22 protein-coding genes are annotated in these 24,462 nt (G+C 65.5%); 18 read left to right on the top strand and 4 right to left on the bottom strand.

Going from position 1 to position 24,462, the window contains the following annotated elements:
* Positions 1-499 precede the first annotated feature (499 nt).
* Positions 500-4,024 (top strand): DNA polymerase III subunit alpha, encoded by a 3,525-nt coding sequence (gene dnaE / locus ACVMB0_RS27745; RefSeq protein ID WP_461348287.1) that lies wholly within the window; start codon positions 500-502, stop codon positions 4,022-4,024.
* Between the two features lie 238 nt (positions 4,025-4,262).
* Here the strand turns inward: dnaE and ACVMB0_RS27740 are convergent, their stop codons facing one another.
* The 3 genes from ACVMB0_RS27740 to ACVMB0_RS27730 all read right to left on the bottom strand — a co-directional run bounded on the left by ACVMB0_RS27740 (position 4,263) and on the right by ACVMB0_RS27730 (position 7,013).
* Positions 4,263-5,126 (bottom strand): class I SAM-dependent methyltransferase, encoded by an 864-nt coding sequence (locus ACVMB0_RS27740; protein ID WP_461348286.1) that lies wholly within the window; start codon positions 5,124-5,126, stop codon positions 4,263-4,265.
* A gap of 199 nt (positions 5,127-5,325) precedes the next feature.
* A complete protein-coding gene (locus ACVMB0_RS27735) occupies positions 5,326-6,111 on the bottom strand; it encodes an SDR family NAD(P)-dependent oxidoreductase (RefSeq protein WP_461348285.1) in 786 nt (261 codons plus the stop codon).
* Positions 6,112-6,119: 8 nt separating this feature from the next.
* A complete protein-coding gene (locus ACVMB0_RS27730; RefSeq protein ID WP_461348284.1) occupies positions 6,120-7,013 on the bottom strand; it encodes an NAD(P)/FAD-dependent oxidoreductase in 894 nt (297 codons plus the stop codon).
* A gap of 93 nt (positions 7,014-7,106) precedes the next feature.
* Here ACVMB0_RS27730 and ACVMB0_RS27725 point away from each other — a divergent pair, with 93 nt between their 5' ends.
* From ACVMB0_RS27725 to fabZ, 12 genes are all read left to right on the top strand, one after another.
* A complete protein-coding gene (locus ACVMB0_RS27725) occupies positions 7,107-7,790 on the top strand; it encodes a TetR/AcrR family transcriptional regulator (protein ID WP_456754567.1) in 684 nt (227 codons plus the stop codon).
* Positions 7,791-8,085: 295 nt separating this feature from the next.
* A complete protein-coding gene (locus ACVMB0_RS27720) occupies positions 8,086-9,078 on the top strand; it encodes a 30S ribosomal protein S2 (RefSeq protein WP_456754568.1) in 993 nt (330 codons plus the stop codon).
* 127 nt (positions 9,079-9,205) lie between these two features.
* Positions 9,206-10,129, top strand: coding sequence for a translation elongation factor Ts (gene tsf, locus ACVMB0_RS27715; RefSeq protein WP_456754569.1), 924 nt, complete (start codon positions 9,206-9,208; stop codon positions 10,127-10,129).
* A gap of 71 nt (positions 10,130-10,200) precedes the next feature.
* On the top strand, positions 10,201-10,917 hold the full coding sequence (gene pyrH, locus ACVMB0_RS27710; RefSeq protein WP_461348283.1) for a UMP kinase: 717 nt from the start codon (positions 10,201-10,203) through the stop codon (positions 10,915-10,917).
* Between the two features lie 75 nt (positions 10,918-10,992).
* The gene (gene frr / locus ACVMB0_RS27705) at positions 10,993-11,556 is read left to right on the top strand and encodes a ribosome recycling factor (protein ID WP_456754571.1); all 564 of its coding nucleotides are present in this window, start codon (positions 10,993-10,995) and stop codon (positions 11,554-11,556) included.
* 20 nt (positions 11,557-11,576) lie between these two features.
* A complete protein-coding gene (locus tag ACVMB0_RS27700; protein ID WP_456754572.1) occupies positions 11,577-12,335 on the top strand; it encodes an isoprenyl transferase in 759 nt (252 codons plus the stop codon).
* The gene (locus ACVMB0_RS27695; RefSeq protein WP_461348282.1) at positions 12,332-13,201 is read left to right on the top strand and encodes a phosphatidate cytidylyltransferase; all 870 of its coding nucleotides are present in this window, start codon (positions 12,332-12,334) and stop codon (positions 13,199-13,201) included. Before ACVMB0_RS27700 ends, ACVMB0_RS27695 begins: the two co-directional genes overlap by 4 nt.
* Before the next feature lie 4 nt (positions 13,202-13,205).
* Positions 13,206-14,432, top strand: a complete 1,227-nt coding sequence (gene dxr / locus ACVMB0_RS27690; protein ID WP_461348281.1) for a 1-deoxy-D-xylulose-5-phosphate reductoisomerase — start codon at positions 13,206-13,208, stop codon at positions 14,430-14,432.
* A 44-nt stretch (positions 14,433-14,476) separates the two neighbouring features.
* The gene (gene rseP / locus ACVMB0_RS27685; RefSeq protein WP_456754575.1) at positions 14,477-15,628 is read left to right on the top strand and encodes an RIP metalloprotease RseP; all 1,152 of its coding nucleotides are present in this window, start codon (positions 14,477-14,479) and stop codon (positions 15,626-15,628) included.
* Between the two features lie 175 nt (positions 15,629-15,803).
* Entirely contained in the window at positions 15,804-18,356 is a 2,553-nt protein-coding gene (gene bamA / locus ACVMB0_RS27680) for an outer membrane protein assembly factor BamA (protein WP_456754576.1), read from the top strand.
* Positions 18,357-18,388: 32 nt separating this feature from the next.
* Entirely contained in the window at positions 18,389-19,450 is a 1,062-nt protein-coding gene (gene lpxD, locus ACVMB0_RS27675) for a UDP-3-O-(3-hydroxymyristoyl)glucosamine N-acyltransferase (protein ID WP_456798020.1), read from the top strand.
* Complete coding sequence (gene fabZ / locus ACVMB0_RS27670) at positions 19,450-19,908, top strand: 3-hydroxyacyl-ACP dehydratase FabZ (protein ID WP_456754578.1); 459 nt, start codon at positions 19,450-19,452, stop codon at positions 19,906-19,908. Before lpxD ends, fabZ begins: the two co-directional genes overlap by 1 nt.
* Positions 19,909-20,022: 114 nt before the next feature.
* Here fabZ and ACVMB0_RS27665 read toward each other — a convergent pair whose 3' ends face one another.
* Positions 20,023-20,214, bottom strand: coding sequence for a KTSC domain-containing protein (locus tag ACVMB0_RS27665; RefSeq protein ID WP_461348280.1), 192 nt, complete (start codon positions 20,212-20,214; stop codon positions 20,023-20,025).
* A gap of 267 nt (positions 20,215-20,481) precedes the next feature.
* Here ACVMB0_RS27665 and lpxA point away from each other — a divergent pair, with 267 nt between their 5' ends.
* The 5 genes from lpxA (at position 20,482) to ACVMB0_RS27640 (ending at position 24,441) form a co-directional block, all read left to right on the top strand.
* Complete coding sequence (gene lpxA / locus ACVMB0_RS27660; RefSeq protein ID WP_461348279.1) at positions 20,482-21,276, top strand: acyl-ACP--UDP-N-acetylglucosamine O-acyltransferase; 795 nt, start codon at positions 20,482-20,484, stop codon at positions 21,274-21,276.
* Between the two features lie 19 nt (positions 21,277-21,295).
* The gene (locus ACVMB0_RS27655; protein WP_461348278.1) at positions 21,296-22,153 is read left to right on the top strand and encodes an LpxI family protein; all 858 of its coding nucleotides are present in this window, start codon (positions 21,296-21,298) and stop codon (positions 22,151-22,153) included.
* A complete protein-coding gene (lpxB, locus tag ACVMB0_RS27650; protein ID WP_461348277.1) occupies positions 22,153-23,331 on the top strand; it encodes a lipid-A-disaccharide synthase in 1,179 nt (392 codons plus the stop codon). Before ACVMB0_RS27655 ends, lpxB begins: the two co-directional genes overlap by 1 nt.
* Positions 23,332-23,439: 108 nt before the next feature.
* Positions 23,440-24,099 carry an SRPBCC family protein gene (locus ACVMB0_RS27645; RefSeq protein ID WP_461348276.1) on the top strand — a complete coding sequence of 220 codons (660 nt, stop codon included), beginning with the start codon at positions 23,440-23,442 and terminating at the stop codon, positions 24,097-24,099.
* A 6-nt stretch (positions 24,100-24,105) separates the two neighbouring features.
* Entirely contained in the window at positions 24,106-24,441 is a 336-nt protein-coding gene (locus tag ACVMB0_RS27640; RefSeq protein ID WP_456754583.1) for an ArsR/SmtB family transcription factor, read from the top strand.
* The last annotated feature ends 21 nt before the right edge of the window (positions 24,442-24,462 follow it).

Below are 24,462 nucleotides of genomic sequence, written 5' to 3'. Positions count from 1 at the left end.
GGGCTGAGGCGTCCTGAGAAAGCGCCCGGCAATGCGAAGCTGCGGGGCGGCGTGGGCCCTCGCTGCCAGCTCCCGCCATGATTAACCAAGGGAATTCTTTCGAGGTCAGTTTTCAAGCTCACCCACCACCCTTGCTTGACTCCCGGAACAAAAAAGGAACAATGTTCTGCATACGTTCCAGTTCAGGGAGAGCGGCCATGTTGAAGATTTTCGTGCAGGAAGCTGCGGCGCTGGCATCGATCACGCTGTTCGTGGGGATGATCGCGGTTTGGGCCCAGCTGATCACCCAGTTCTGAAGATTGTGCCCGCGGGACACGGGCATCGGTACCCCCTGGGGAAAAGCGGGAGGACCTGCAGCCACGCCGGGTTCGGCGTGGACTTGGCGGGATCGAGGCCCCACGATGGGGACGCGAGTCGGGCCTGATGCTTTCGCGTTCCGGCCGAGGCACTCGCACTATCCTTGCCTCGAGCCTTGCCTCAAGAGATCCCGTAAGCAGCCATGCCGAATGCCGGATTCGTCCATCTTCACGTTCATTCCGCCTATTCGCTGCTGAAGGGCTCGATCAAGATCGCCAAGCTTGGCGAGCTTGCGAAGGCCGATCGCCAGCCGGCGCTGGCGCTCACCGACACCGACAACATGTTCGGGGCGCTGGAATTCTCCGACAAGATGGCCGGCTACGGCATCCAGCCGATCGTCGGCTGCGAGCTGGCAGTGGATTTCGGCGACGTCGACCCCACGACGCGGAGCATCCTGGCGACGAGCGGGCCTACGCGAATCGTGCTGCTCGCGGCGCGCGAGCGCGGCTACCAGAACCTGATGCGGCTGAACTCGCGGGCGTTCCTGGAGACACCGGTCAACCAGACCCCGCACATCAAGATCGATTGGCTGACCGACGCCGCCGAAGACCTGATCGCACTGACCGGCGGCCCCGACGGGCCGATCGCGCTGGCGCTGCGGGCGGAGCAGGCGGCGCTTGCGGCCACCCGCTGCGAGCGTCTGGCCGGCCTGTTCGGCGATCGCCTCTACATCGAATTGCAGCGCCACGGCGTCGACAAGGAGCGCCGCACCGAGGGCGGCCTGATCGATCTCGCCTATGCGAAGGGCCTGCCGCTGGTCGCGACCAACGAGCCGTATTTCGCTAGCACCGACGACTATGAATCGCACGATGCGCTGCTGTGCATCGCCGGCGGCCATCTGATCGCCGAGACTAACCGCGAGCAATTGACGCCCGACCACCGCTTCAAGACGCGCGCCGAAATGGCGGTGCTGTTCGCCGACATCCCCGAGGCGCTGGCCTCGACGGTGGAGATCGCCGAACGCTGCTCGTTCCGGCCGAAGACCCGCAAGCCGATCCTGCCGTTCTTCACGGTCGGTGGCGCGGCGAGCGCCGATGCCGCCGCCGACGAGGCCGCCGAGCTGAAGCGCCAGGCCGAGGAGGGGCTCGCCAACCGCCTGCGGGTGCACGGCCTGTCGCCGGGCATGACGGAAGAGGACTACAGTAAGCGGCTCGCCTTCGAGCTCGACGTCATCACCCGCATGAAATACGCGGGCTACTTCCTGATCGTGTCGGACTTCATCAAATGGGCCAAGGCGCAGGGCATTCCGGTCGGACCGGGCCGCGGCTCCGGCGCCGGCTCGCTGGTCGCCTGGGTGCTGACCATCACCGATCTCGATCCGATGCGCTTCGCGCTGCTGTTCGAGCGCTTCCTCAATCCCGAACGCGTCTCGATGCCGGACTTCGACATCGACTTCTGCCAGGACCGCCGCGGCGAGGTGATCCAGTATGTGCAGGAGCGCTACGGCCGCGACCAGGTGGCGCAGATCATCACCTTCGGTACGTTGCAGGCGCGCGGCGTGTTGCGCGACGTCGGCCGCGTGCTGCAGATGCCCTACGGCCAGGTCGACAAGCTGACCAAGCTGGTGCCGCAGAATCCCGCGGCCCCGGTGACGCTGGCGCAAGCGATCGAGGGCGAGCCGAAGCTGCAGGCGTTCCGCGACGAGGATCCGGTGGTGGCGCGTGCGTTCGACATCGCGCAGCGCCTCGAAGGCCTGACGCGCCACGCCTCGACCCACGCCGCCGGCATCGTGATCGGCGACCGGCCGCTGAGCGAGCTGGTGCCGATGTACCGCGATCCGAAATCGGACATGCCGGTCACCCAGTTCAACATGAAATGGGTCGAGCCGGCCGGCCTCGTGAAATTCGACTTCCTCGGCCTGAAGACGCTGACCGTGCTCGACGTCGCGGTGAAGCTGCTCAAGCAGCGCGACGTTCATGTCGACCTCGCGACGCTGCCGATCGACGATGCGCCGAGTTATCAGATGCTGGCGCGGGGCGATGTGGTCGGCGTGTTCCAGGTGGAAAGCCAGGGCATGCGGCGCGCGCTGATCGACATGCGGCCGGACCGCTTCGAGGACATCATCGCGCTGGTGGCGCTGTATCGCCCGGGCCCGATGGCGAACATCCCGACCTATTGCGCGCGCAAGCACGGCGACGAGGAGCCGGAATATCTGCATCCGATCCTGGAGCCGATCCTGAAGGAGACCTTCGGCGTCATCATCTATCAGGAACAGGTGATGCAGATCGCGCAGCAGATGGCCGGCTACTCGCTCGGCCAGGCCGACCTGCTGCGCCGCGCCATGGGCAAGAAGATCCGCGCCGAGATGGACAAGCAGCGCGACATCTTCGTCGCCGGTGCGATGAAGAACGGCGTGGGCAAGGGCCAGGCCGAGACGATCTTCGAGCTGCTCGCCAAATTCGCCGACTACGGCTTCAACAAGAGCCACGCGGCGGCCTATGCGCTGGTGTCGTACCACACCGCCTACATGAAGGCGCATTATCCGGTCGAGTTCCTCGCGGCGTCGATGACGCTCGAACTCAACAACACCGACAAGCTGTCCGAATTCCGCTCCGAGGCGCAGCGGCTCGGCATCAAGGTCGAGGCGCCGAACATCAATCGCTCCGGCGCGACCTTCGAGGTCAGCGACAACACGATCTACTACGCGCTGGCCGCGCTGAAGGGCGTCGGCATCCAGGCCGTGGAGCAGATCATCGCCGAGCGCAACAAGGGCGGCGCCTTCACCTCGCTGGCCGATTTCGCCGCACGGGTGAGCCCGCGCGCGGTCAACAAGCGGATCATCGAGAGTCTCGCGGCGGCAGGCGCGTTCGACACGCTCGATCCGAACCGCGCGCGCGTGTTCGCCGGAGCGGACGCGATCCTCGCCGCCTGCCAGCGCAGCCACGAGGCGGCGACCTCAGGCCAGAACGACATGTTCGGCAGCGCGCCGGATGCGCCGAGCATCATCCTGCCGCAGGTCGAGCCGTGGCTGCCGGCGGATCGGCTGCGGCGCGAATATGACGCGATCGGCTTCTTCCTGTCGGGCCATCCGCTCGACGATTACGCGACCGCGCTGAAGCGGCTGCGGGTGCAATCCTGGGCGGAGTTCTCGCGCGCGGTGAAAACCGGCGCCACCGCGGGCAAGGTCGCGGCAACCGTGGTGTCGCGGATGGAGCGGCGCACCAAGACCGGCAACAAGATGGGGATCATGGGCCTGTCGGACCCGACCGGCCATTTCGAGGCGGTGCTGTTCTCGGAAGGGCTGGCGCAGTACCGCGACGTGCTGGAGCCGGGCGCGGCCGTGCTGCTGCAGCTCGGCGCCGAGCTGCAGGGCGAGGACGTGCGGGCGAGGGTGCTGCACGCCGAACCGCTGGATCATGCCGCGGCCAAGACGCAGAAGGGCCTGCGTATCTTCGTCCGTGACACCAGGCCGCTGGATTCGATCGCCCGCCGGCTCAACATGCCGGACGCCGCGCCCGCGCCGGGCGGTGCGGCGAAGCCGGCGGCGGCCAAGCCCGCGGCGGCAGCTGCGCCTGTCGGTGCAGCCGACGGCGACGTCTCGCTGGTGATGATGCTCGACCTCGGGACCGAGGTGGAGATGAAGCTGCCCGGCCGCTACAAGGTCTCGCCGCAGATCGCCGGCGCGATCAAGGCGGTCGCCGGCGTGGTCGACGTCGAGACGGTGTAGGGGTAAGGCGATCGCATTCGGCTTCCAAAGGGGCGATGTTTCGCTGCGCGTACCCAGACGCAAAATGAAGACATTTCAATTCGGCCCTTGTACCCATTAAGCCTGGCCGCGTGATGCAACGCAGACCACGTTCGCTTTGCGCCCTTAGAGGCGTCGGACGATTCGAGAAAGCGGCCGTCTTATTCGCCAGGCCCGCGAGGCAGTTTCGCCGGCCGTCGCGTCGAAACCTGTTAATCCCTCAGCTTGGAGGATTGCGCGCCGTGACGATCCACGTCGCGCCGTCGATCATCACGGACCGCTCGCCGGGGCAGTCCGCGAAGGCGGCACGAACCGCGGCCGAGGCGCGGGCGCGGATGTCGTCGGGCTGATCGACAAGCGCGCGCGACAGCGGGCCGACCTCGAACGTCATCTTCACCGCGTCGTCGATCGCCGCGTCCCGCGTCGCGCCCTCGCCAAACGGGACGGAAGCATCGAAGGGTGCGATAGCGATATCGGTGAAGCCGGCCCCCGTCAGGATGCGCGCCACCCGCCCCCGGTCGCCGAACGAGAACGGGCCGGGCGTTTCGGGATCGGGCGGCGCGGTCGCCGGGACGATGCCTTTGATCGCGCCCATCGGCAGGCGCATCCAATCGTTCTCGGCCGCGCCACGCCAGCAGACGAAAGTGACCCGCCCGCCCGCCTTGAGCGCGCGGCGCATATGGGCGAACGCGCCTGTCGGATCGTCGAAGAACATCACCCCGAAACGCGAGAACAGGATGTCGAACGCCCCCTCGGGCAGCTCGGCGCTGCTGGCGTCGGCGACGCGGAACAGGGTTGGCGTATCCTGTGGCGCGAGCGCGCGCGCTCGGGCGATCAGCGGTTCGGATATGTCCACGCCCAGCACTTGGCCCCCCGCGCCGACGCGGGCAGCCAGAGCCAGACTCGACGCGCCTGCGCCGCAGCCGACGTCCAGCACGCGCTCGCCCATCGCGGGCGCGGCGGCTTCGATCGCGGCCTGACCGAACACCGCCGCTATGGCGTCGAGCCGGGCCTGGTGGGCGAGCCAACGCTCCCCGCTTTGGTCATTCCAGCCGGCGATCCGATCGGCATTGTACTGTGCCATGACATATCCTTGTCTCTGAACCGTCCGATGTCAAAGCGCGCATCCTCTCCAGCGAGCAGCGAGGGCGAACGGGATGAAGCGATCGATTCCCCGCTGATCCTTGAGAGGAACGACAAGATCCGGATCGAAGCTCCGTGTGCATCGTCAGCCTTCAGAGCCCCGCTTGTTCGATGAGCTCCACACGCCAGCGCCCCGGGAGTTAACCGTCCACTATTCTTTTCAACGTGGCCCTTTGCATTGATCGCGGCGTTAGACGATTTGAAAAGGCTGCCATCTTGTTCGTCAGGCCCGCGATCACCAAGGCCTTACCTTCCATAAGCGCCCGCACACCGCTCGCGGCGACCGGACGAGGCTTCATGGTGAGGAGGCGCAGCAAGGCCGTTGTGGCTGCGCCGGCTGCCGCATCGAAGCCCGTCGCGGTGTGCCCCGGGCAGAGAGTGGTAACAACCACACCATGCGGGCGGAGTTCGTCGTGCAGGGCCTCGCCAAGGGCGAGTACATATGCCTTGGTCGCCGCATAGGCCGCGTAGCTGGGAACGGCTTGGAAGGCCATGAGGCTGGCGACGAGAAGGATATGTCCGGAGCGCCGCGCGGCCATGTCACGGCCGAACAGGTAGGTCAGCTCTGTGAGCGTCGTGATGTTGAGCTGGATCATGTCTGTCGTGCGCTCGATCGGCATGTCCAACAAAGCGCCGTGCAAGCCGTATCCGGCATTGTTCAGCAAGATGTCGATCGTCACCGACCTCGCATCGAGACTGCTTTTCAAGTGGCTGGCGGCGCCCGGCGCGGCAAGATCGATCGCCTCGACCAGCACGTCCATCCCGTATTTGCGGCGGAGATCGGCGGCAAGCTTTTCCATCGACTCCCGCCTTCGGGCTGCCAATACGAGATTGACTTTCTGCGCAGCCAGGAGATCTGCGAAGTCGAGGCCGAGGCCACTCGACGCCCCGGTGATCAGAGCCCATTTCCCGGCGAAGCTGTTCATTGGTTCTCTCAAACCACCATCGACTGCTGGGCGAAGATGCCCGCCATCGCGCCCTGCGATGATGCCTGGGTGACCGAGGGCAAGAAGGGCGTGGTGAGGTCGCCGGCGGTGTAGATGCCAGGCGTGCTGGTTTGACGGCGTTCGTCGACCTTGAGGACGATGCCGGCGGGCGTAGCCACGGTGGCAAGGCCCAGTGCTTCATGCAGGCTCGCGGACGGCCTGTTGCGCGGATTGGCGAACAGGATGTCGACCGCGACATTGCGGCCGGTATCGAGATTGACGGCGGCGATATGGCCCTTGTCATGGGCGATCTCGACGATCCGGCCATCGACGAGAGGTATGTTGCGGCGCGCCAGATCGGCCTGGATATCAGGCGGAATGTCGTGACCATCGGCGAAGAGCGTCAACTTGTCAGTCCAATCGTGGAACAGCCTGACCTGATTGTGCGACTGCGGGCCGGACCAGACGAGGCCCCAATGCTGGCCGGCGACTTCAAAGCCGTCGCAATAGGGGCATGGCACGATGGACGTGCCCCAGCTTTCGGCGTAGCCCGGAACATCAGGCATCTGGTCGGCGACGCCATAGCTCAGGATCAGACGACGCGCCCCAAAGCTTTCGCCATCGCCAGTAAGGACAGAGAAACTGTCGATGGCGCCGGAGACGCTGTCGGCCCGGGCACTGACAAGCTTGATCGTGGGATAACGCGCCAACTGCCGTCGCGCCTCGGCCAGAATGTCTAGCGGCGGCTTGTGATCGTGGCCGAGCAGGCCATGCGAGTGTCCGGCGAAGCGGTTGCGTGGCAGGCCGGTATCGAGAACGGTAACCGCGCGGCGGGCACGGCCGAGCTGCAGGGCGCCCGCGAGACCGGCAAAGCTGCCGCCGATGATGACGACGTCATCCATGGTGATGGGCTCCTGCGCATTGGCTTGCACACTTCAGATACTGCATGGTATCGTAATTCAACAATTAGGATACTGTCAAGTACTGGAATTGCCGTGACCGAAAACAGCCAAGGTCGGCGCGGCCGGCCCGTCAACGAGGCGCTTGGCCAAACGATCGTCGACGCCGCGCGCGAGCTCTTTGTGGAGTTGGGTTTTCAAGCGACGACCTTGGACAAGGTCGCCCAGCGGGCGAAGATATCCAAGCTCAGCATCTACAGGCACTTCGAGAACAAGGAGGCGCTGTTCAGCGCGGCCATGGCGGCCGGCTGCCATCAGTTGTTTGCACCACAGGCCCTTCTTGAAGGCGTCGACGGTTCGGTCGAAGATCAGCTCGTGGCGGTGGGATCATCGCTGCTTCGCACGCTGTTGAGATCAGACGTCCGCAGCCTCGAAGCCATGGTCATGGCCGACAAGACGAGTCAAAACGCGTTGAGCAAGCTCCATTTCGAAGCCGGCCCCGCCCATGTCATCGCCGAAATCGAGGTCCTGTTGCGTCAGTTGCACGCGAAGGCGGTTCTGAACGTGCCCGATCCTCTCCGGTCCGCCCGCTTGTTCGCCGCGCTTTTCAAAGGATCCGATCTCCTAATGATCGCACGCTTCGATCAGGCGAAAGCAGAGCACGACGATGAAATCGAATCCTATTGCCGGTCGGCCGTCGCCATGTTCATCGCCGCGCACGGTGGCAACGACGGCGTGGGCGGATGTTTGCCCGCCCCAAGGTCAAAAGACAAAATTTGAATCGTGCGTGACCACGTCGGTCGCGGGCCTGCTCCTTTGCATGGGGTTGTTTTTCGATATTTTGGCCGCGCGCACTTGCGATAGGCATTAGGCCGCCAAACGGGGCCGTTTCGGCACGATTTGGGCTCAGCCGGCGGGTGTAACCGGCCGTATTTCCTTGCTTCTGGCGCAAATCGCGCTATATAGCGCGCCATCTCACACGGAAACATGGCTCAAAAGGCCGTCCGGTGGCAGCCGGGCCATAAGGCTCGTCTGCTCACACGTTTCCGGAGGAACCAACCGGAGAATTATCACTATGTCGCTGCCCGATTTTTCTATGCGTCAGTTGCTTGAAGCTGGCGTTCACTTTGGCCACCAGGCCCATCGCTGGAACCCGAAGATGCAGGATTACATCTTCGGCGCCCGCAACAACATCCACATCATCGACCTCGCGCAGACCGTGCCGATGCTGCACCGTGCGCTCCAGGCGGTCAGCGATACCGTCGCCAAGGGCGGCCGCATCCTGTTCGTCGGCACCAAGCGCTCGGCCCAGGACGGCGTTGCGGACGCGGCCAGGCGTTCGGCGCAGTACTTCGTCAATTCGCGCTGGCTCGGCGGCACGCTGACCAACTGGAAGACGATCTCGGCCTCGATCAAGCGCCTGCGTCATCTCGACGACGTGCTGTCGTCGGGTGAGGCCAACTCCTACACCAAGAAGGAGCGGCTGACGCTGCAGCGCGAGCGCGACAAGCTCGACCGTTCGCTCGGCGGCATCAAGGACATGGGCGGTCTTCCCGACATGATCTTCGTGATCGACACCAACAAGGAAGACATCGCGATCCAGGAAGCCCAGCGGCTCAACATCCCGGTCGCCGCGATCGTCGACACCAATTCGGACCCGAAGGGCATCACCTATGTGGTGCCGGGCAACGACGACGCCGGCCGCGCGATCTCGCTGTATTGCGACCTCGTGGCGCGCGCCGCCATCGACGGCATCTCCCGCGCCCAGGGCGAGTCCGGAATCGATATCGGCGCGTCGGCTGCGCCCGTGCAGGAGGATCTCCCGGCGGCTGCGCCGTCCGGCTTCCAGGGCCTCGCCGGTCCGCGCGGCACCGCCGACAACCTCAAGAAGCTCACCGGCGTGTCCGGTGCGATCGAGAAGAAGCTCAACGACCTCGGCATCTTCCACTACTGGCAGCTCGCCGAGCTCGACCACGACACCGCGCACAAGATCGGCGAAGAAGTCGGTCTGCCGAGCCGTGCCGACGCCTGGGTCGCCCAGGCCAAGACGCTCGCCGAAGCGGAATAAGAGTTACGCGGCATGGCCGGGGTCTGCCCGGCGGCCGCTTTGCTTCCACGAACAACGATTTCCCTGTTGCAGACGGCGGCGTCATCGGGCGCCGCGGTTTCTGTACAGGCAAGAAGGACATTGAACGATGGCAACGATCACAGCAGCGATGGTCAAGGATCTCCGCGAGTCGACCGGCGCGGGCATGATGGATTGCAAGGCGGCGTTGACCGAGAACAACGGCGACATGACCGCTGCGCAGGATTGGCTGCGCAAGAAGGGCCTCTCCAAGGCCGCCAAGAAGGCCGGCCGAGTCGCCGCCGAGGGCCTGATCGGCGCGCTGACCGCCGGCACCAAGGGCGTGCTGGTCGAGGTCAATTCCGAGACCGACTTCGTTGCGCGCAACGAGCAATTCCAGGGCCTGGTCAAGATGATCGCCCAGGTCGCGCTGAAGCATGGTGCCGACGTCGAGACCATCAAGGCGTCCAAGGTCGGCGATGCCACCGTCGAGACCGCGATCTCGGATGCGATCGCCACCATCGGCGAGAACATGACGCTGCGCCGCGCCGCCTCGCTCGAGGTGAGCCAGGGCGTGGTGTCGAGCTATGTCCATAACGCGGTCATCGAGGGCGCCGGCAAGATCGGCGTCATCGTGGCGCTGGAGTCGACCGGCAAGGCCGACGAGCTCGCCGTGCTCGGCCGCCAGCTCGCCATGCACGTCGCGGCGGCGAAGCCGCTCGCGCTCGACCCGGCCGGGCTCGATCCGCAGACCGTCAAGCGCGAGAAGGACGTGCTGGCCGACAAGTACCGCCAGCAGGGCAAGCCGGAGAACGTCATCGAGAAGATCGTCGATTCCGGCCTCAAGACCTACTACAAGGAGGTCTGCCTGCTCGATCAGGCCTTCATCCACGACAGCGGCAAGTCGGTTGCCCAGGCGGTGAAGGAAGCTGAGGGTAAGGTCGGCGGCCCGATCAAAATCGCTGGCTTTGTGAACTATGCTCTCGGTGAGGGAATCGAGAAGCAGGAGAGCGACTTCGCCGCCGAAGTCGCGGCCGCCAGCGGCAAGAAGTAACCGCTGACACCAAGGCCTCCGGCGCTTCGCGCCGGAGGCCTGCCTGCGCGGGATAAGAAAGCGATCGCATCATGGCCGAGCCGATCTATCGTCGCGTGGTGATCAAGCTGTCCGGCGAATACCTGGCCGGCTCCCAGGGCTTCGGTATCGATCAGCCGACGGTCGACCGCGTCGCCGATGACCTGATCGCAGCCCGCAAGCTCGGTGTCGAGGTCGCTGTCGTGATCGGCGGCGGCAACATCGTCCGCGGGGTCGAGGTCTCCTCGCGCGGCGTGTCGCGGCCGACCGGCGACACCATGGGCATGCTCGCCACGATGATGAATTGCCTCGCGCTGGAGGCGGCGATCGAGCGCAAGGGCAACCCGGCACGGACCTTGTCGGCCTTCGTGATGCCGGAGATTTCCGAGCTGTTCACCCGTACTGCGACGCACAAATATCTCGCCGAGGGACGCATCGTCCTGCTCGGCGGTGGAACCGGCAATCCGTTCTTCACCACCGATACCACCGCCGTGCTGCGCGGGGCCGAGATCGGCGCGCAGGCGGTGCTGAAGGCCACCAATGTCGACGGCGTCTACAGCGCCGATCCGAAGAAGGACCCCAAAGCCAAGCGCTTCGACCGCCTGACCCATTTGCAGGCGATCGAGGGCGGCTACAAGGTCATGGACGCGACCGCTTTCGCACTTGCTCGCGAGACGTCGCTGCCTATCATCGTGTTCTCGATCGCGGAGCCCGGTTCGATCGGTGCGATCCTGCGCGGGTCCGGACACGGCACGGTCGTCGCCGGCTGATTGCCGCGTCTCTAGGTCCAAGCTTTTTGGACCCGAGGGCGTCGATAGCCGGTTTCTAGTGAAGGGAGAAACGTCATGGCCGCAGCTGGGTTTGACATCAACGACGTGAAGCGCCGCATGCAGGGCGCCACACAATCGCTCAAGCACGAGCTCGGTGGCCTGCGCACCGGCCGCGCCGCGGCATCCATGCTGGAGCCGGTCCAGGTCGAGGCTTACGGCTCGCATATGCCGCTCAACCAGGTTGCAACCATCAGCGTACCCGAGCCGCGCCTGCTCTCGGTGCAGGTTTGGGACAAGACGATGGTCAAGGCCGTGGAGAAGGCGATCGTCGACTCCAACCTCGGCCTGTCGCCGGCGACCGAAGGCCAGGTGCTGCGGTTGCGGATTCCCGAACTCAACGAGGAGCGCCGCAAGGAGCTCGTCAAGGTCGCGCACAAATACGCCGAAGCGGCCAAGGTCGCGGTCCGCCACGTGCGCCGCGACGGCCTCGACATCATCAAGAAGCTCGAGAAGAATCACGAGATCTCCGAGGACGATCAGGAGCGCCTGTCGAACGAGGTGCAGAAGGCGACCGACGGCGTGATCGCCGAAGTCGATCAGCTGCTTGCCGCCAAGGAAAAGGAAATCCTGACGGTCTGAAGGCCTACGGGAACGAGCCGATGTCGAACGCCGCCGCCCCAGCAACCGACGGACCGGATCGCTCCGGCAGTCCGTTGCATGTGGCTGTCATCATGGACGGCAACGGGCGCTGGGCCGCTTCGCGCGGGCTGCCGCGCGTCGAGGGCCATCGCCGCGGCGTCGAGGCGCTGCGCCGCGTGGTGCGTGCCGCCCATGAACTCGGCATCGTCTACCTCACGATTTTTTCGTTCAGCTCGGAGAATTGGTCGCGCCCGGCCACCGAGATTGGCGATCTGTTCGGCCTGTTGCGCCGCTTCATCCGCAACGATCTGGCGACGCTGCACCGTGACGGCGTGCGGGTGCGCGTGATCGGCGAGCGTGACGGTCTCGATGCCGATATCTGCGCGCTGCTCAACGAGGCCGAGGAGCTGACCAGGAACAACGACAAGCTCAACCTCGTTGTCGCCTTCAACTACGGCTCCCGCGCGGAGATCGCCGCCGCGGCGCGGCGGCTTGCGCGTGAAGTCGCAGAAGGCAAGCGCGACGCCGACTCCATCGATGCCGACACGCTCGGGCAGTATCTCGATGCGCCCGACATCCCGGATCCCGACCTGATCATCCGCACCAGCGGCGAGCAGCGTCTGTCGAACTTCCTGATGTGGCAGGCCGCCTACAGCGAACTGGTATTCGTGCCGATCCATTGGCCGGATTTCGACAAGGCGGCGCTCGAAGGCGCGATTGCGGAATACGGCAAGCGCGAGCGCCGGTTCGGCGGCCTCGCTGTGAAAACCGGCTCGTGACCGAGGGCGAAGCCGCGTCGGCGGCAGCAAGCGAGCAACGGCCGGCAGCAAACGAGCAGGGGTCGCGCAACCTCGTGATGCGCGTGGTTGCGGCACTGGTGCTGGCGCCGCTCGCGATCGCGCTGGCTTATCTGGGCGGCATCGCCTGGTCGCTGCTGGTGACGGTGGCGGCGATCGGATTGTACGTGGAATGGCTTGTCGTCACCGGGCTCGGGCGGGAGCCGCGCGTCGTGGTGCCCGGTGCCCTCGCGCTGCTGCTTGCCGGAGTTTGCCTGATGGCCGGCCGCGTCGATGCGGCCCTAGACGTGCTTTTGGTCGGCGTGGTTGCCGTCGTGCTGACATCGGGCGTGCGGCGTGGCTGGGCCGTCGCCGGATTGCTCTATGCGGCGGGGGCCGAGATCGCGTCGGTGCTGCTGCGTCTCGATCCGGCGAAGGGCTTTGCCGCGCTGATGTTCGTGTTGCTGATCGTATGGGTCACCGATATCGGCGGCTATTTCGCCGGCCGCAGCATCGGCGGGCCGAAGCTGTGGGTGCGGGTCAGTCCGAAGAAGACCTGGGCCGGCGCGATCGGCGGCTTCGTGGCGAGCCTCGCGGTTGCCGCCAGCTTTGCCGCCTTCGAGATCGGCACGACCGGGCCGCTGCTGATGCTCAGCGCCGTGCTGTCGGTGGTCTCGCAGCTCGGCGATCTCTTCGAATCCGCGGTGAAGCGGCGGTTCGGGGTGAAGGATTCGAGCCACATCATTCCCGGTCATGGCGGCCTGCTGGACCGCCTGGACGGATTTGTCGCGGCCGTCATTGTGGCGGCGATTTTCGGCTTTCTCCGGGGTGGCGCCGATGGCGTCGGCCGCGGTCTTATGGTTTGGTGATGAGATGAGCGCAGTTCCGTTGCGTAACAACAAGGCCGTGGCGGCGTCCGCCGTGCGGACCGTGACTGTCCTCGGTGCCACCGGCTCGATCGGCGACAGCACGTTGGATCTGCTGCGTGGCGCGCGCGACCGCTATCAGGTCGAGGCTCTGACCGCGAACAGCAATGTCGAGGGCCTCGCCAAGCTCGCCAAGGAGTTCGGCGCACGGTTCGCCGCGATTGGCGATCCGGCAAAGCTTTCCGAGCTAAAGGATGCGCTGGCCGGAACCCGGATCGAATGCGGGGCCGGGGAGAGCGCGATCATCGAGGCCGCCGCGCGGCCGGCGGATTGGGTGATGGCGGCGGTCAGCGGCGCGGCCGGACTGAAGCCGGCGCTTGCCGCGGTCGATCGCGGCGCCACCGTCGCGCTCGCCAACAAGGAGTGCCTGGTCTGCGCCGGCGATATCTTCATGGAGCGGGCCAAGAAGGCCGGCGCCTGCATCCTGCCGGCGGACTCGGAGCACAATGCGTTGTTCCAGGCGCTGGCGTCCGGCAATCGCGAAGAACTGACGCGGGTGATCATCACCGCGTCCGGCGGCCCGTTCCGCACCTGGGCTCCCGCCGACATCGAGCAGGCGACGCTGGAGCAGGCGCTGAAGCATCCCAACTGGAGCATGGGACAGAAGATCACGATCGATTCCGCGTCGATGATGAACAAGGGCCTCGAGGTCATCGAGGCGTCCTACCTGTTCGCGTTGACGCCCGACGAGATCGACGTGCTGGTGCACCCGCAGTCGATCATCCACGGCATGGTCGAGTTCTCCGATCGCTCGGTGGTGGCCCAGCTCGGCACGCCGGACATGCGGATCCCGATCGCGCATTGCCTCGGCTGGCCCGAACGCGTCGTCGGTCCGTCCGCCAAGCTCGATCTCGCCAAGATCGGTCAACTCACCTTCGAGGCGCCGGACTTCCAGCGCTTCCCGGGGCTGCGGCTGGCTTACGAGGCGCTGCGGATGGGGCATGGTGCGACGACGGTCTACAACGCCGCGAACGAGATCGCGGTCGCCGCGTTTATCGCCGGCAGGATCAAGTTCGGAGCGATCGCCCGGCTGGTCGAGGCGACGATGAACGATTGGATACGGTCCGGGAATCAGCCACCGCTGCACTCGGCGGATGACGCGATTTCCGTTGACCATATCGCGAGAAATAAAGCTGCCGCCCTATTGCCTCAAATTGCCTTAAAGGCAACCTAGAGGGTTGGGGACGGAGCCTGATGGCTCTTGTCGAGGGGAATCTGATGCCCGAGTATTTTCTTCACAGTATCAATGCGTTGAGCCATGGGCTCCTGGGTTACATCGTTCCTTTCCTGTTCGTCCTGACCATCGTCGTCTTCTTTCACGAGCTCGGCCACTTTCTGGTCGCGCGCTGGGCTGGCGTGAAGGTTCTGACCTTCTCGCTGGGCTTCGGACCGGAGCTTGCCGGCTTCAATGACCGGCATGGCACGCGCTGGAAGATCTCGGCCATCCCGCTCGGCGGTTACGTCAAGTTCTTCGGTGATGACAGCGAGGCATCGACGCCGCAGGCCGAGACGCTCGCCGCCATGACGGCGGAGGAGCGCGAGGGCAGCTTCCATCACAAGTCGGTCGGCAAGCGCACGGCCATCGTTGCGGCGGGCCCGGTCGCGAATTTCATCCTCGGCGCCCTGATTTTCGCAGGCATGGCGCTTTATTACGGCAAGCCGAGCACGATCGCCCGGGTTGACGGCCTGGTGGCCGAGAGCGTCGCGGCGAATGCAGGTTTCAAGGTTGGCGACGTCGTCGTGGAGATCGACGGCAGCGCGATCCAGAGCTTTGCCGACATGCAACGGATCGTAGCGTCGAACGCTGGTTCAGAGCTTGGCTTCAAGGTGAAGCGGGATGGCGCGATTGTTTCGCTCAAGGCGGCGCCGGCGCTGAAGGAGGTCAAGGACCCGTTCGGCAATGCCCACCGAATCGGCGTGCTCGGAATCGAGCATAAGGCTCAGGTCGGCGAGGCATCCAGCGCCCCGGTCGGCGTCTTCGAGGCCCTGAAGATCGGCGTCGAGCAGGTCTGGTACATCATTGCCAGCACCTTCAAGTTCCTGGGGTCGCTGTTCGTCGGGACCGGTAATCCGGGCGAGGTGAGCGGGGTCATCGGAATCGCCAAGCTGTCGGGGCAGGCCGCGAGTGCCGGGTTCCAGTTCGTGGTCAATCTCTGCGCCATCCTGTCGGTCTCGATCGGCCTGCTGAACCTGTTCCCGATCCCGCTTTTGGATGGCGGACACCTCTTGTTCTACAGCGCGGAGGCGCTTCGCGGCCGCCCGTTGTCGGAGCGGACGCAGGAGGTGGGTTTCCGAATCGGGCTGGGTTTGGTTCTGATGTTGATGGTGTTTGCGACCTATAACGACATCCTCAGGATCGCCGGGTCCTGAAGCAGGCTTTTTTGTGGCGTTGCCAATGGGCAACGTCTTGGTACGAAAATGGAAATGTTCTGCTGTAGTAAGTTTGCCCCCTTGGCAAATTTGGTTACAAGCTGAGCGGCAGGTTGGGAATCTGTCGGGTCGTTGGGGAACGATCCGGCATTGCTAAGATAAGGGCGCGTTGCGCATGATGTTTGGAATGCGAGTGAGGGGGGGGCTGTTCGCCGCCTTGGTCATGTTCGCCGTGCCGGTGGCTGCCACCTTGGCGGCCGTAGCTGTGTCTGCGCCTGCGCAAGCGCAGACCGTCGATTCGATCACGGTGGAGGGGAACCGCCGCGTTGAGCTCGAAACCATCCGCTCCTACTTCCATCCCGGACCGGGCGGTCGGCTGGGCCAGGCCCAGATCGACGACGGCCTGAAAGCGCTGATCGAGACCGGCCTGTTTCAGGACGTTCATATCGATCAACGGGGCGGCCGCCTCGTCGTGGTCGTGGTCGAGAACCCGGTGATCGGCCGCGTTGCCTTCGAGGGCAACAAGAAGATCAAGGACGAGCAGCTCACCGCCGAAGTCCAGTCCAAGCCGCGCGGCACCTTCTCGCGCCCGATGGTCCAGTCGGATGCGCTGCGCATCGCTGAAATCTACCGCCGCTCCGGCCGTTACGACGTGCGGGTCAATCCGCAGATCATCGAGCAGCCGAACAACCGCGTCGACCTGATCTTCGAGGTCAATGAAGGCGTGAAGACCGGCGTGCGGTCGATCGAATTCATCGGCAACAATGCCTATTCGGCGTCCCGCCTGCGCGACGTCATCAAGACCCGCGAATCGAACCTGCTGAGCTTCCTCGGCGGCAACGACGTCTACGACCCCGACCGGGTCGAGGCCGACCGCGACCTGCTGCGCCGCTTCTACCTCAAGAACGGCTATGCCGACGTCCAGGTCGTCGCCGCGCTGACCGAATACGATCCCGACAAGAAGGGCTTCCTGGTCACCTTCAAGATCGAAGAGGGCCAGCAGTATCGCGTCGCATCCGTCAACTTCACCTCGTCGATCAATACGCTCGATCCGAACGCGCTGCGCTCCTATTCGCGCGTCAATGTCGGCTCGCTCTACAACGCCGAGGCGCTGGAGAAGTCGGTCGAGGAAATGCAGATCGAGGCGTCCCGCCGCGGCTACGCCTTCGCGGTTGTGCGGCCGCGCGGCGATCGCAATTTCGACAATCACACGGTGTCGATCACCTTCGCGATCGACGAAGGCCCGCGCACCTATATCGAGCGCATCAACATCCGCGGCAACAGCCGCACCCGCGACTACGTGATCCGCCGCGAATTCGACATCTCGGAAGGCGACGCCTACAACCGCGCGCTGGTCGACCGCGCCGAGCGCCGGCTGAAGAACCTCGACTTCTTCAAGACGGTGAAGATCACCACCGAGCCGGGCTCCTCCAGCGATCGCGTCATCCTGATCGTCGATCTCGAGGAGAAGTCGACCGGCGACTTCTCGGTGTCGGGCGGCTATTCGACCACCGACGGCGCGCTGGCCGAAGTCAGCGTCTCCGAGCGCAACCTGCTCGGCCGCGGCCTGTTCGCGAAGGCGTCGGTGACCTACGGCCAGTATGCCCGCGGCTACTCGCTGTCGTTCGTCGAGCCCTATCTGCTCGACTACCGCGTCGCGCTCGGCCTCGACTTCTATCAGCGCCAGCAGCTGTCCAACAGCTACATCGCCTACGGCACGAAGACGCTCGGCTTCAGCCCGCGCCTCGGCTTCAGCCTGCGGGAAGACCTGTCGCTGCAGCTGCGCTACTCGATCTATCAGCAGGAAATCACCCTGCCGTCGACGCTGGCCAACTGTAACATGAACACCAGCAACGGCTTGCTGGCGTTCAACCCGTCGCCGGCCTGGGTGCAGGCGAACGGCGCAGCCGCCGCCAACGCGCTCGGTGCCACCGACGCCTCGGCCAACGGCCTGTGGTGCTACAGCGACGGCGAAGCCTCGCTGCCGGTCCGCAAGGAGCTGGCGGCCGGTGCGACCATCACCTCGGCACTGGGCTACACGCTCAACTACAACACGCTCGACAACAACAAGAACCCGACCGACGGCCTGATCATCGACTTCAAGCAGGACTTCGCGGGCGTTGGCGGCGACGTCAGCTACATCAAGAGCGCGATCGACGCGAAGTACTACACCCCGCTGGTCTCCGACATCGTCGGCGTGATCCACGCCCAGGGCGGTATCCTGAACAAGATGGGCAGCACCGAGCTGCGCATGCTGGATCACTTCCAGATGGGTCCGAACCTGGTCCGCGGCTTCGCGCCGAACGGCATCGGTCCGCGCGACATCAATCCCTACGGCACCCAGGACGCCATCGGCGGCACCAAGTACTGGGGCGTGTCGGCGGAATTGCAGATGCCGTTCTGGTTCCTGCCGAAGGAAGTCGGGCTCAAGGGCGCGGTCTATGCCGACGCCGGCGGCCTGTACGACTACCAGGGTCCGACGTCGTGGACGGCGACGGGCGAGGTCAACACGCCCGGCTGTATCAAGCCGACCAACAACCCGCCGTCTCCGGGCACCTGCCTTGGCCTGCAGTATGACGACAGCAAGGTTGTCCGTACCTCGGTCGGTGTCGGTCTGATCTGGCAGTCGCCGTTTGGTCCGCTGCGCTTCGACTATGCGGTGCCGCTGACCAAGGGTGCGTATGACCGCGTGCAAGAATTCCGGTTTGGCGGCGGTACGACGTTCTAATACCGCTGCTCGACCGGACTGCGACGGATGGAATGGCGCAGCCGAGCTTCTTCAAAAGTCCTCCTTCGTCATCGCTGGCTGACATTGCCGCGCTGACGAAGGCGCAACTGGTCGACCCCGAAAGGGGCGCGCTTCAGATCAGGGGGCTGGCCTCGCTCGACGAGGCCGGTCCGATGCATCTCGCGTTCTTCGACAATCTCAAATACGCCGACCAGCTGGCCGCGACCAAGGCCGGCGCTTGCCTGGTCAGCCCGCGCTTCGAGGCGCAAGTGCCGAAGGGCACGGCGGTGCTGCGGATTGCCAAGCCGTTCTTCGCGTTCGTCGAACTGGCCCGCGATTGGCATGCCGACGCGCTGCGGCCGCAATCCTGGTTCGACACCGAGGGCATCGCCCCGTCGGCGATCATCGATCCCACCGCGCGTCTCGAGGACGGCGTCATCGTCGATCCCTTGGTCGTGATCGGCCCGCGGGTCGAGATCGGCGCCGGCACCATCATCGGTGCCGGCGCGGTGATCGGCGCCGACGTCAAGATCGGCCGCGACTGCAATGTCGGCGCCAAGACCACCATTCAGTTCGCGCTGATCGGCAACAACGTGCTGATCCATCCAGGCTGCAACATCGGCCAGGACGGCTACGGCTTCATCTTCTTCGGGCCGGCCGGGCACGTGAAGGTGCCGCAGACCGGCCGCGTGGTGATCCAGAACAATGTCGAGGTCGGCGCCGCCTCGACCATCGACCGCGGCTCGCTGCGCGACACCGTGATCGGCGAGGGCACCAAAATCGACAATCAGGTCCAGATCGGCCACAATGTGACGATCGGCCGGCACTGCCTGCTCGCGGCCCAGATCGGGCTCGCCGGCAGCCTGACCATCGGCGACAATGTCGCGCTCGGCGCCAAGGTGGGCATCAACAACCACCTCAAGATCGGCGACGGCGCCCAGGTGACGGCGATGAGCGCGGTCAAGGACGACATCCCGCCCAACGGCCGCTGGGGCGGGCATTTCGCCAAGCCGACCAAGCAGTGGTTCAGGGAAATTCTCGCGGTGGAGCGCCTGGTGCGCGACAATGAAGCCAAAGGCAAGGAACAGGAGTGATGGAGGAGGCACCGGTCAAATTCGAGCTCGTGGATATCAACGATATCCTGAAGACGCTCCCGCATCGTTTTCCGATGCTGCTGATCGACCGCGTGATCAAGATCCGCACCGACTACAGCGGCATCGGCATCAAGAACGTCACCTTCAACGAGCCGCCGTTCCAGGGACATTTCCCGGAGCGGCCGGTATATCCCGGCGTGATGATGATCGAGGCGATGGCGCAGACCGCCGGCGTGATCGGCATCAAGTCGGTCGAAGGCACCGCGAAGCCGCGCGCGGTGTACTTCCTCACCATCGATAAGTGCAAGTTCAGGAAGCCGGTGATGCCCGGCGACACCATCGAGTACCACATGCGCTCGCTCGGCCGCCGCAAGACGATGTGGTGGTTTCACGGCGATGCCAAGGTCAATGGCCAGGTCGTCGCCGAAGCCGATGTCGGCGCGATGCTGACGGATTGACTCGACCAGTGCATTTTCGAGCGAAGTGGAAACCGGTTCGCGTAAAGAAATGCGTCAAAACAAGAATCTGGAGCCCCCGCTCCGATTCCATCCGAGCGGGAAAGGCGCTAGCCGTTACGACCTCGCGCAGCCATATCGGCCGTCGGCGCCCGCGATCCGTAACACGCGATTGAGGTAGACGCCCATCGACGGCGCGCTCATCAGTGCGTCGAAGGTCGCGCTGGGGACGCCGCAATAGCGCTGGGTGCTGCCCCTGACCGCGACCAGCAGCGTGCGCTCGCCGGCGCTGTAGCAGACCCGCTGCACCATCGTGCTGCGATTGATGTCGCGGCAGTCGAAGCGCGAAAGATCGACCGTCGTGCTGTTGCCGAGATCGACCGTCTCCGGGCCGATCGGCAGAGAGAACAGGCTGAGGATCAGCGCGGCGGCCCGGCCATGGGATCGGTTGCGACCTTCTCTTGCAACAGGTGGTCATGATACGTCACTGGACAGGGCGGGCAAAGTCGCGCTAACGACCGCCCAATCGACAGCGTAGCGCTTTGGCGCCATTAACGAATTCCGGATCTGTACTGCATGAGCATGATCGACCCCACTGCGCGGATTGCGGATGGCGCTGTGATCGGGGCCGGCACCGAGATCGGTCCGTACTGCATCATCGGCCCCAATGTCGTGCTCGGCGTGAACTGCAAGCTGATCGCGCATGTCACCATCAGCGGCCACACCAAGATCGGCGCCGGCTGCGTCATCTCGCCATTTGCCGCGCTCGGCGGGCCGCCGCAGGATCTCAGCTATCGCGGCGAGCCGACCCGTCTCGAGGTCGGCGAGGCCTGCACGATCCGCGAGGGCGTGACGATGAATGTCGGCACGATCAAGGGCGGCGGGCTCACCCGCGTCGGCGACCGCGGCTTCTTCATGAACAACAGCCATGTCGGCCATGACTGCATGGTCGGCAACAACGCGATCTTCGCGACCTCGGCGACGCTCGGCGGTCACTGCGAGATCGGCGACTTCGTCTATATCGGCGGCTTGTCGGCGGTGCACCAGTTCACCCGCGTTGGTTCGCAGGTGATGATCGGCGGCGTCTGCGGCGTGCGCGGTGACATCATTCCGTTCGGATTGGCCAACGGTCAGTACGCGGCGCTCGAAGGCCTCAACATCATCGGCATGCGACGGCGCCAGTTCACCAAGGCGCGGCTGGCCACGGTGCGAGCGTTCTATCAAAAGCTGTTCCACGGCCGCGGCGTCTTCGCCGAGCGGCTGGCCGCGGTGCAGCCGCTCGCGAGCGAGGATCCCGCGATCGCGGAAATCCTCACCTTCATCGAGGGCGGCAAGCAACGGCCGCTCTGTCTTCCCGCCGATAGCAAATGAGCAGGGGATGGCCGCCAGCATGACGTCCGCGGCTCCCTCGCTTTCCTCGCCGGTCGGCGTGATTGCCGGCGGCGGCGCCATGCCGTTCGCAGTTGCCGATCAGCTCGCCGCACGCGGCATCACGCCGGTGCTGTTCGCGCTGCGCGGCGCCTGCGATCCGGCGCGCTTGCAGAAGTTTCGCCACCGCTGGATCTCGGTCGGCCAGCTCGGGCGGGCGACCCGGCTGTTCCGCGATGAAGGCTGCCGCGACCTGATCTTCATCGGCACCCTGGTGCGTCCCGCGCTGTCGGAGATCCGGCTCGACTGGGGCACGCTGCGCCTGCTCGGCCACGTCGTGCGCGCCTTTCGCGGCGGCGACGATCATTTACTGTCGAGCGTCGGGCGCATCCTCGAGCAGCAGGGCTTTCGCATGGTCGGCATCAAGGACGTCGCCCCCGATCTCCTGATGCCGGAGGGCTCCGTGACGCGGATGACGCCGGACGGCGCCGCGCTCGCCGATATCGCGCGCGGCCGCGGCGTGCTCGACGCGCTCGGCCCGTTCGACATCGGCCAGGCGGCCGTGGTGATCGACGGCCATGTGGTTGCGGTCGAGGACATCGAAGGCACCGACGGCTTGCTCGCGCGCGTGGCCCGGCTGCGCGCCGAGGGACGTATCCGCGCCAAGGCCGGCCGCGGCGTGCTGGTGAAGGCGCCGAAGAGCAAGCAGGATCTGCGCTTCGATCTGCCGACGATCGGTCCGCGCACGGTCGAGGGCGCCGCGGCGGCCGGCATCGCGGGGATCGCGGTGATCGCCGGCAACACGCTTGCGGCCGAGCCGCAGGCGCTGATCGAGACTGCCGACGCCAAAGGTCTGTTTGTCATCGGGCTGGCCGGCTGATGCAGGCGCCTCGTTCCACCACCAGCCGCAAGGTCTTCCTCGTCGCGACCGAGGAATCCGGTGATCGCCTCGGCGCGGCGCTGATGAAGGTGCTGCGCGAACGTCTCGGCGACGCCGTGACGTTTTCCGGCGTCGGCGGCCGCGCGATGACCGGCGAGGGCATCACGCCGCTGTTTCCGATCGAGGAGCTCTCGATCATGGGCTTTGCCGCCGTCGTGAAGCAATTGCCGAAGATCCTGCGGTTGATCCGCCGCACCGCCGATGCCGTGCTCGCCGACGCGCCTGACATGCTGGTCATCATCGACAGCCCCGACTTCACCCATCGCGTCGCCCGTCGCGTTCGCGTGCGCAATCCGGACATTCCGATCGTCGACTACGTGTCGCCATCGGTGTGGGCCTGGCGGCCGGGCAGGGCACGCGCGATGCGAACCTATGTCGATCACGTGCTGGCGCTATTGCCGTTCGAGCCGGAGGAATACCGCAAGCTGCAAGGACCGCCGTGCAGCTATGTCGGTCATCCCCTGACCGAGCAGCTTGCGGCGCTGCGGCCGAACGAGGAGGAGCAGAAGCGGCGCGACGCGCAACCGCCGGTCCTGCTGGTTCTGCCGGGCAGCCGGCGCAGCGAGATCCGGCATCATCTCGCGCTGTTCGGCGCGGCACTCGGCCGGCTCAGCACACAGACGCCGTTCGAGCTCGTCCTGCCCACCATGCCGCATCTCGAGGCGATGGTGCGCGAAGGCACCGCGTCGTGGCCGGTGGTGCCGCGGCTTGCGATCGGCGAGACCGAGAAGCGCGCCGCGTTCCGCACAGCCCGGGCGGCGCTCGCGAAGTCGGGCACGGTGACGCTGGAACTCGCGCTGTCGGGCATTCCGATGGTGACGGCCTATCGCGTCGGCGCCGCCGAGGCGTTCATCCTGCGCCGCGCCATCCGGGTGTCGTCGGTGATCCTCGCCAATCTCGTGATCGGCAGCGACATCATCCCCGAGTTCCTGCAGGAGAACTGCACGCCGGACAAGCTCGCGGCGGCACTGGGCGACGTGCTCAAGGATTCGCCCGATCGGCTGCGGCAGCTCGTGGCGTTCGCGACGATGGACGGCAAGATGTCGACCGGCGACCAGCCGCCCAGCGTCCGCGCCGCCGACATCGTGCTGGCCGAGATGGACCGGCGTTCGAGTTAGCCAATCCATGACCTCGTCCGCGGCGACATCCTGCCGCAACGGTTTCGCTTGCGCTGTAATTTTAGATAACGCTAATATTAGCTATAGTTACTATTAGTGGAGCCCGCCATGAAGATCGATCCGGTTGCCTATGTCGGAGCCGTCGTTCGCGACGTCGCCATCCGGGAACGCGATGGCAAACCCGCGCGGGCGGTGATTGCGACCCGGAGCTACGACACCGATATCGCCGATCTCTGGGATGCGCTGACCAATCCCGAGCGCATTCCGCGCTGGTTCCTGCCGATCTCGGGAGATCTGAGGTTGGGCGGCCGCTACCAGTTCCAGGGGCAGGCAGGCGGCGAGATCACGACCTGCGAACCGCCGCGCAGGCTTGCGGTGACCTGGGAGGCGATGGGCACGATCAGCTGGGTCACCGTGACCCTGACTGACGACAATGCCGGCGGCACGCGGCTCGAGCTGGAGCATCTCTCGCTGATCGAGGGCGACTTCTGGGATCGCTATGGGCCCGGCGCCGTCGGCGTCGGCTGGGATCTCGCCCTGATGGGGCTCGCGCTCTACATTGCCGCAGGCCCTGGCGGGCAGTTCGATCGCGCGGCCGCGGCGGCGTGGCCCGGCTCGGAGGAGGGCAAGGACTTCATTCGCCGCAGCAGCGCGGACTGGTGCAGCGCCTCGATCAAGGCGGGCACGGACGAGGCGGCGGCGCGCAGGGCCGGGGCCAACACGACAGCGTTCTACTGCGGCGAGCCCGAGCCGGGCGGCGGGGGCTAGCGGCCCATGCACGCTTTCGACATTCTCGGCGACCCCGTCCGCCGGCGCATCCTGGAGTTGCTGGCGACCGGTGAGCACAGTTCGGGCGAGGTCGTCGTGGTCGTGCAGCGCGAGTTCGGCATCACGCAGTCGGCGGTCTCGCAGCAGCTGCGGATCTTGCGGGACGCCGGCTTTGCGTCGGTGCGCGCCGACGGTACCCGCCGCATCTATGCGGTAGAGCCGGGGCGGCTGCGCGAGGTCGACGACTGGCTCGACCGGTTCAGGGCGTTCTGGCTGCCGCGCCTCGACGCGCTCGCAACCGAGGTTGCGCGCGGCAAACGAAAACGGCGCCATCGGGAGTGACGGCGCCGTCTCGGTATTCCC

The sequence above is a fragment of the Bradyrhizobium sp. USDA 4451 genome, from assembly GCF_054822585.1.
The sequence above is the reverse complement of the archived record's forward strand: the minus strand, read 5'-3'. Positions and strand labels throughout refer to the sequence as shown.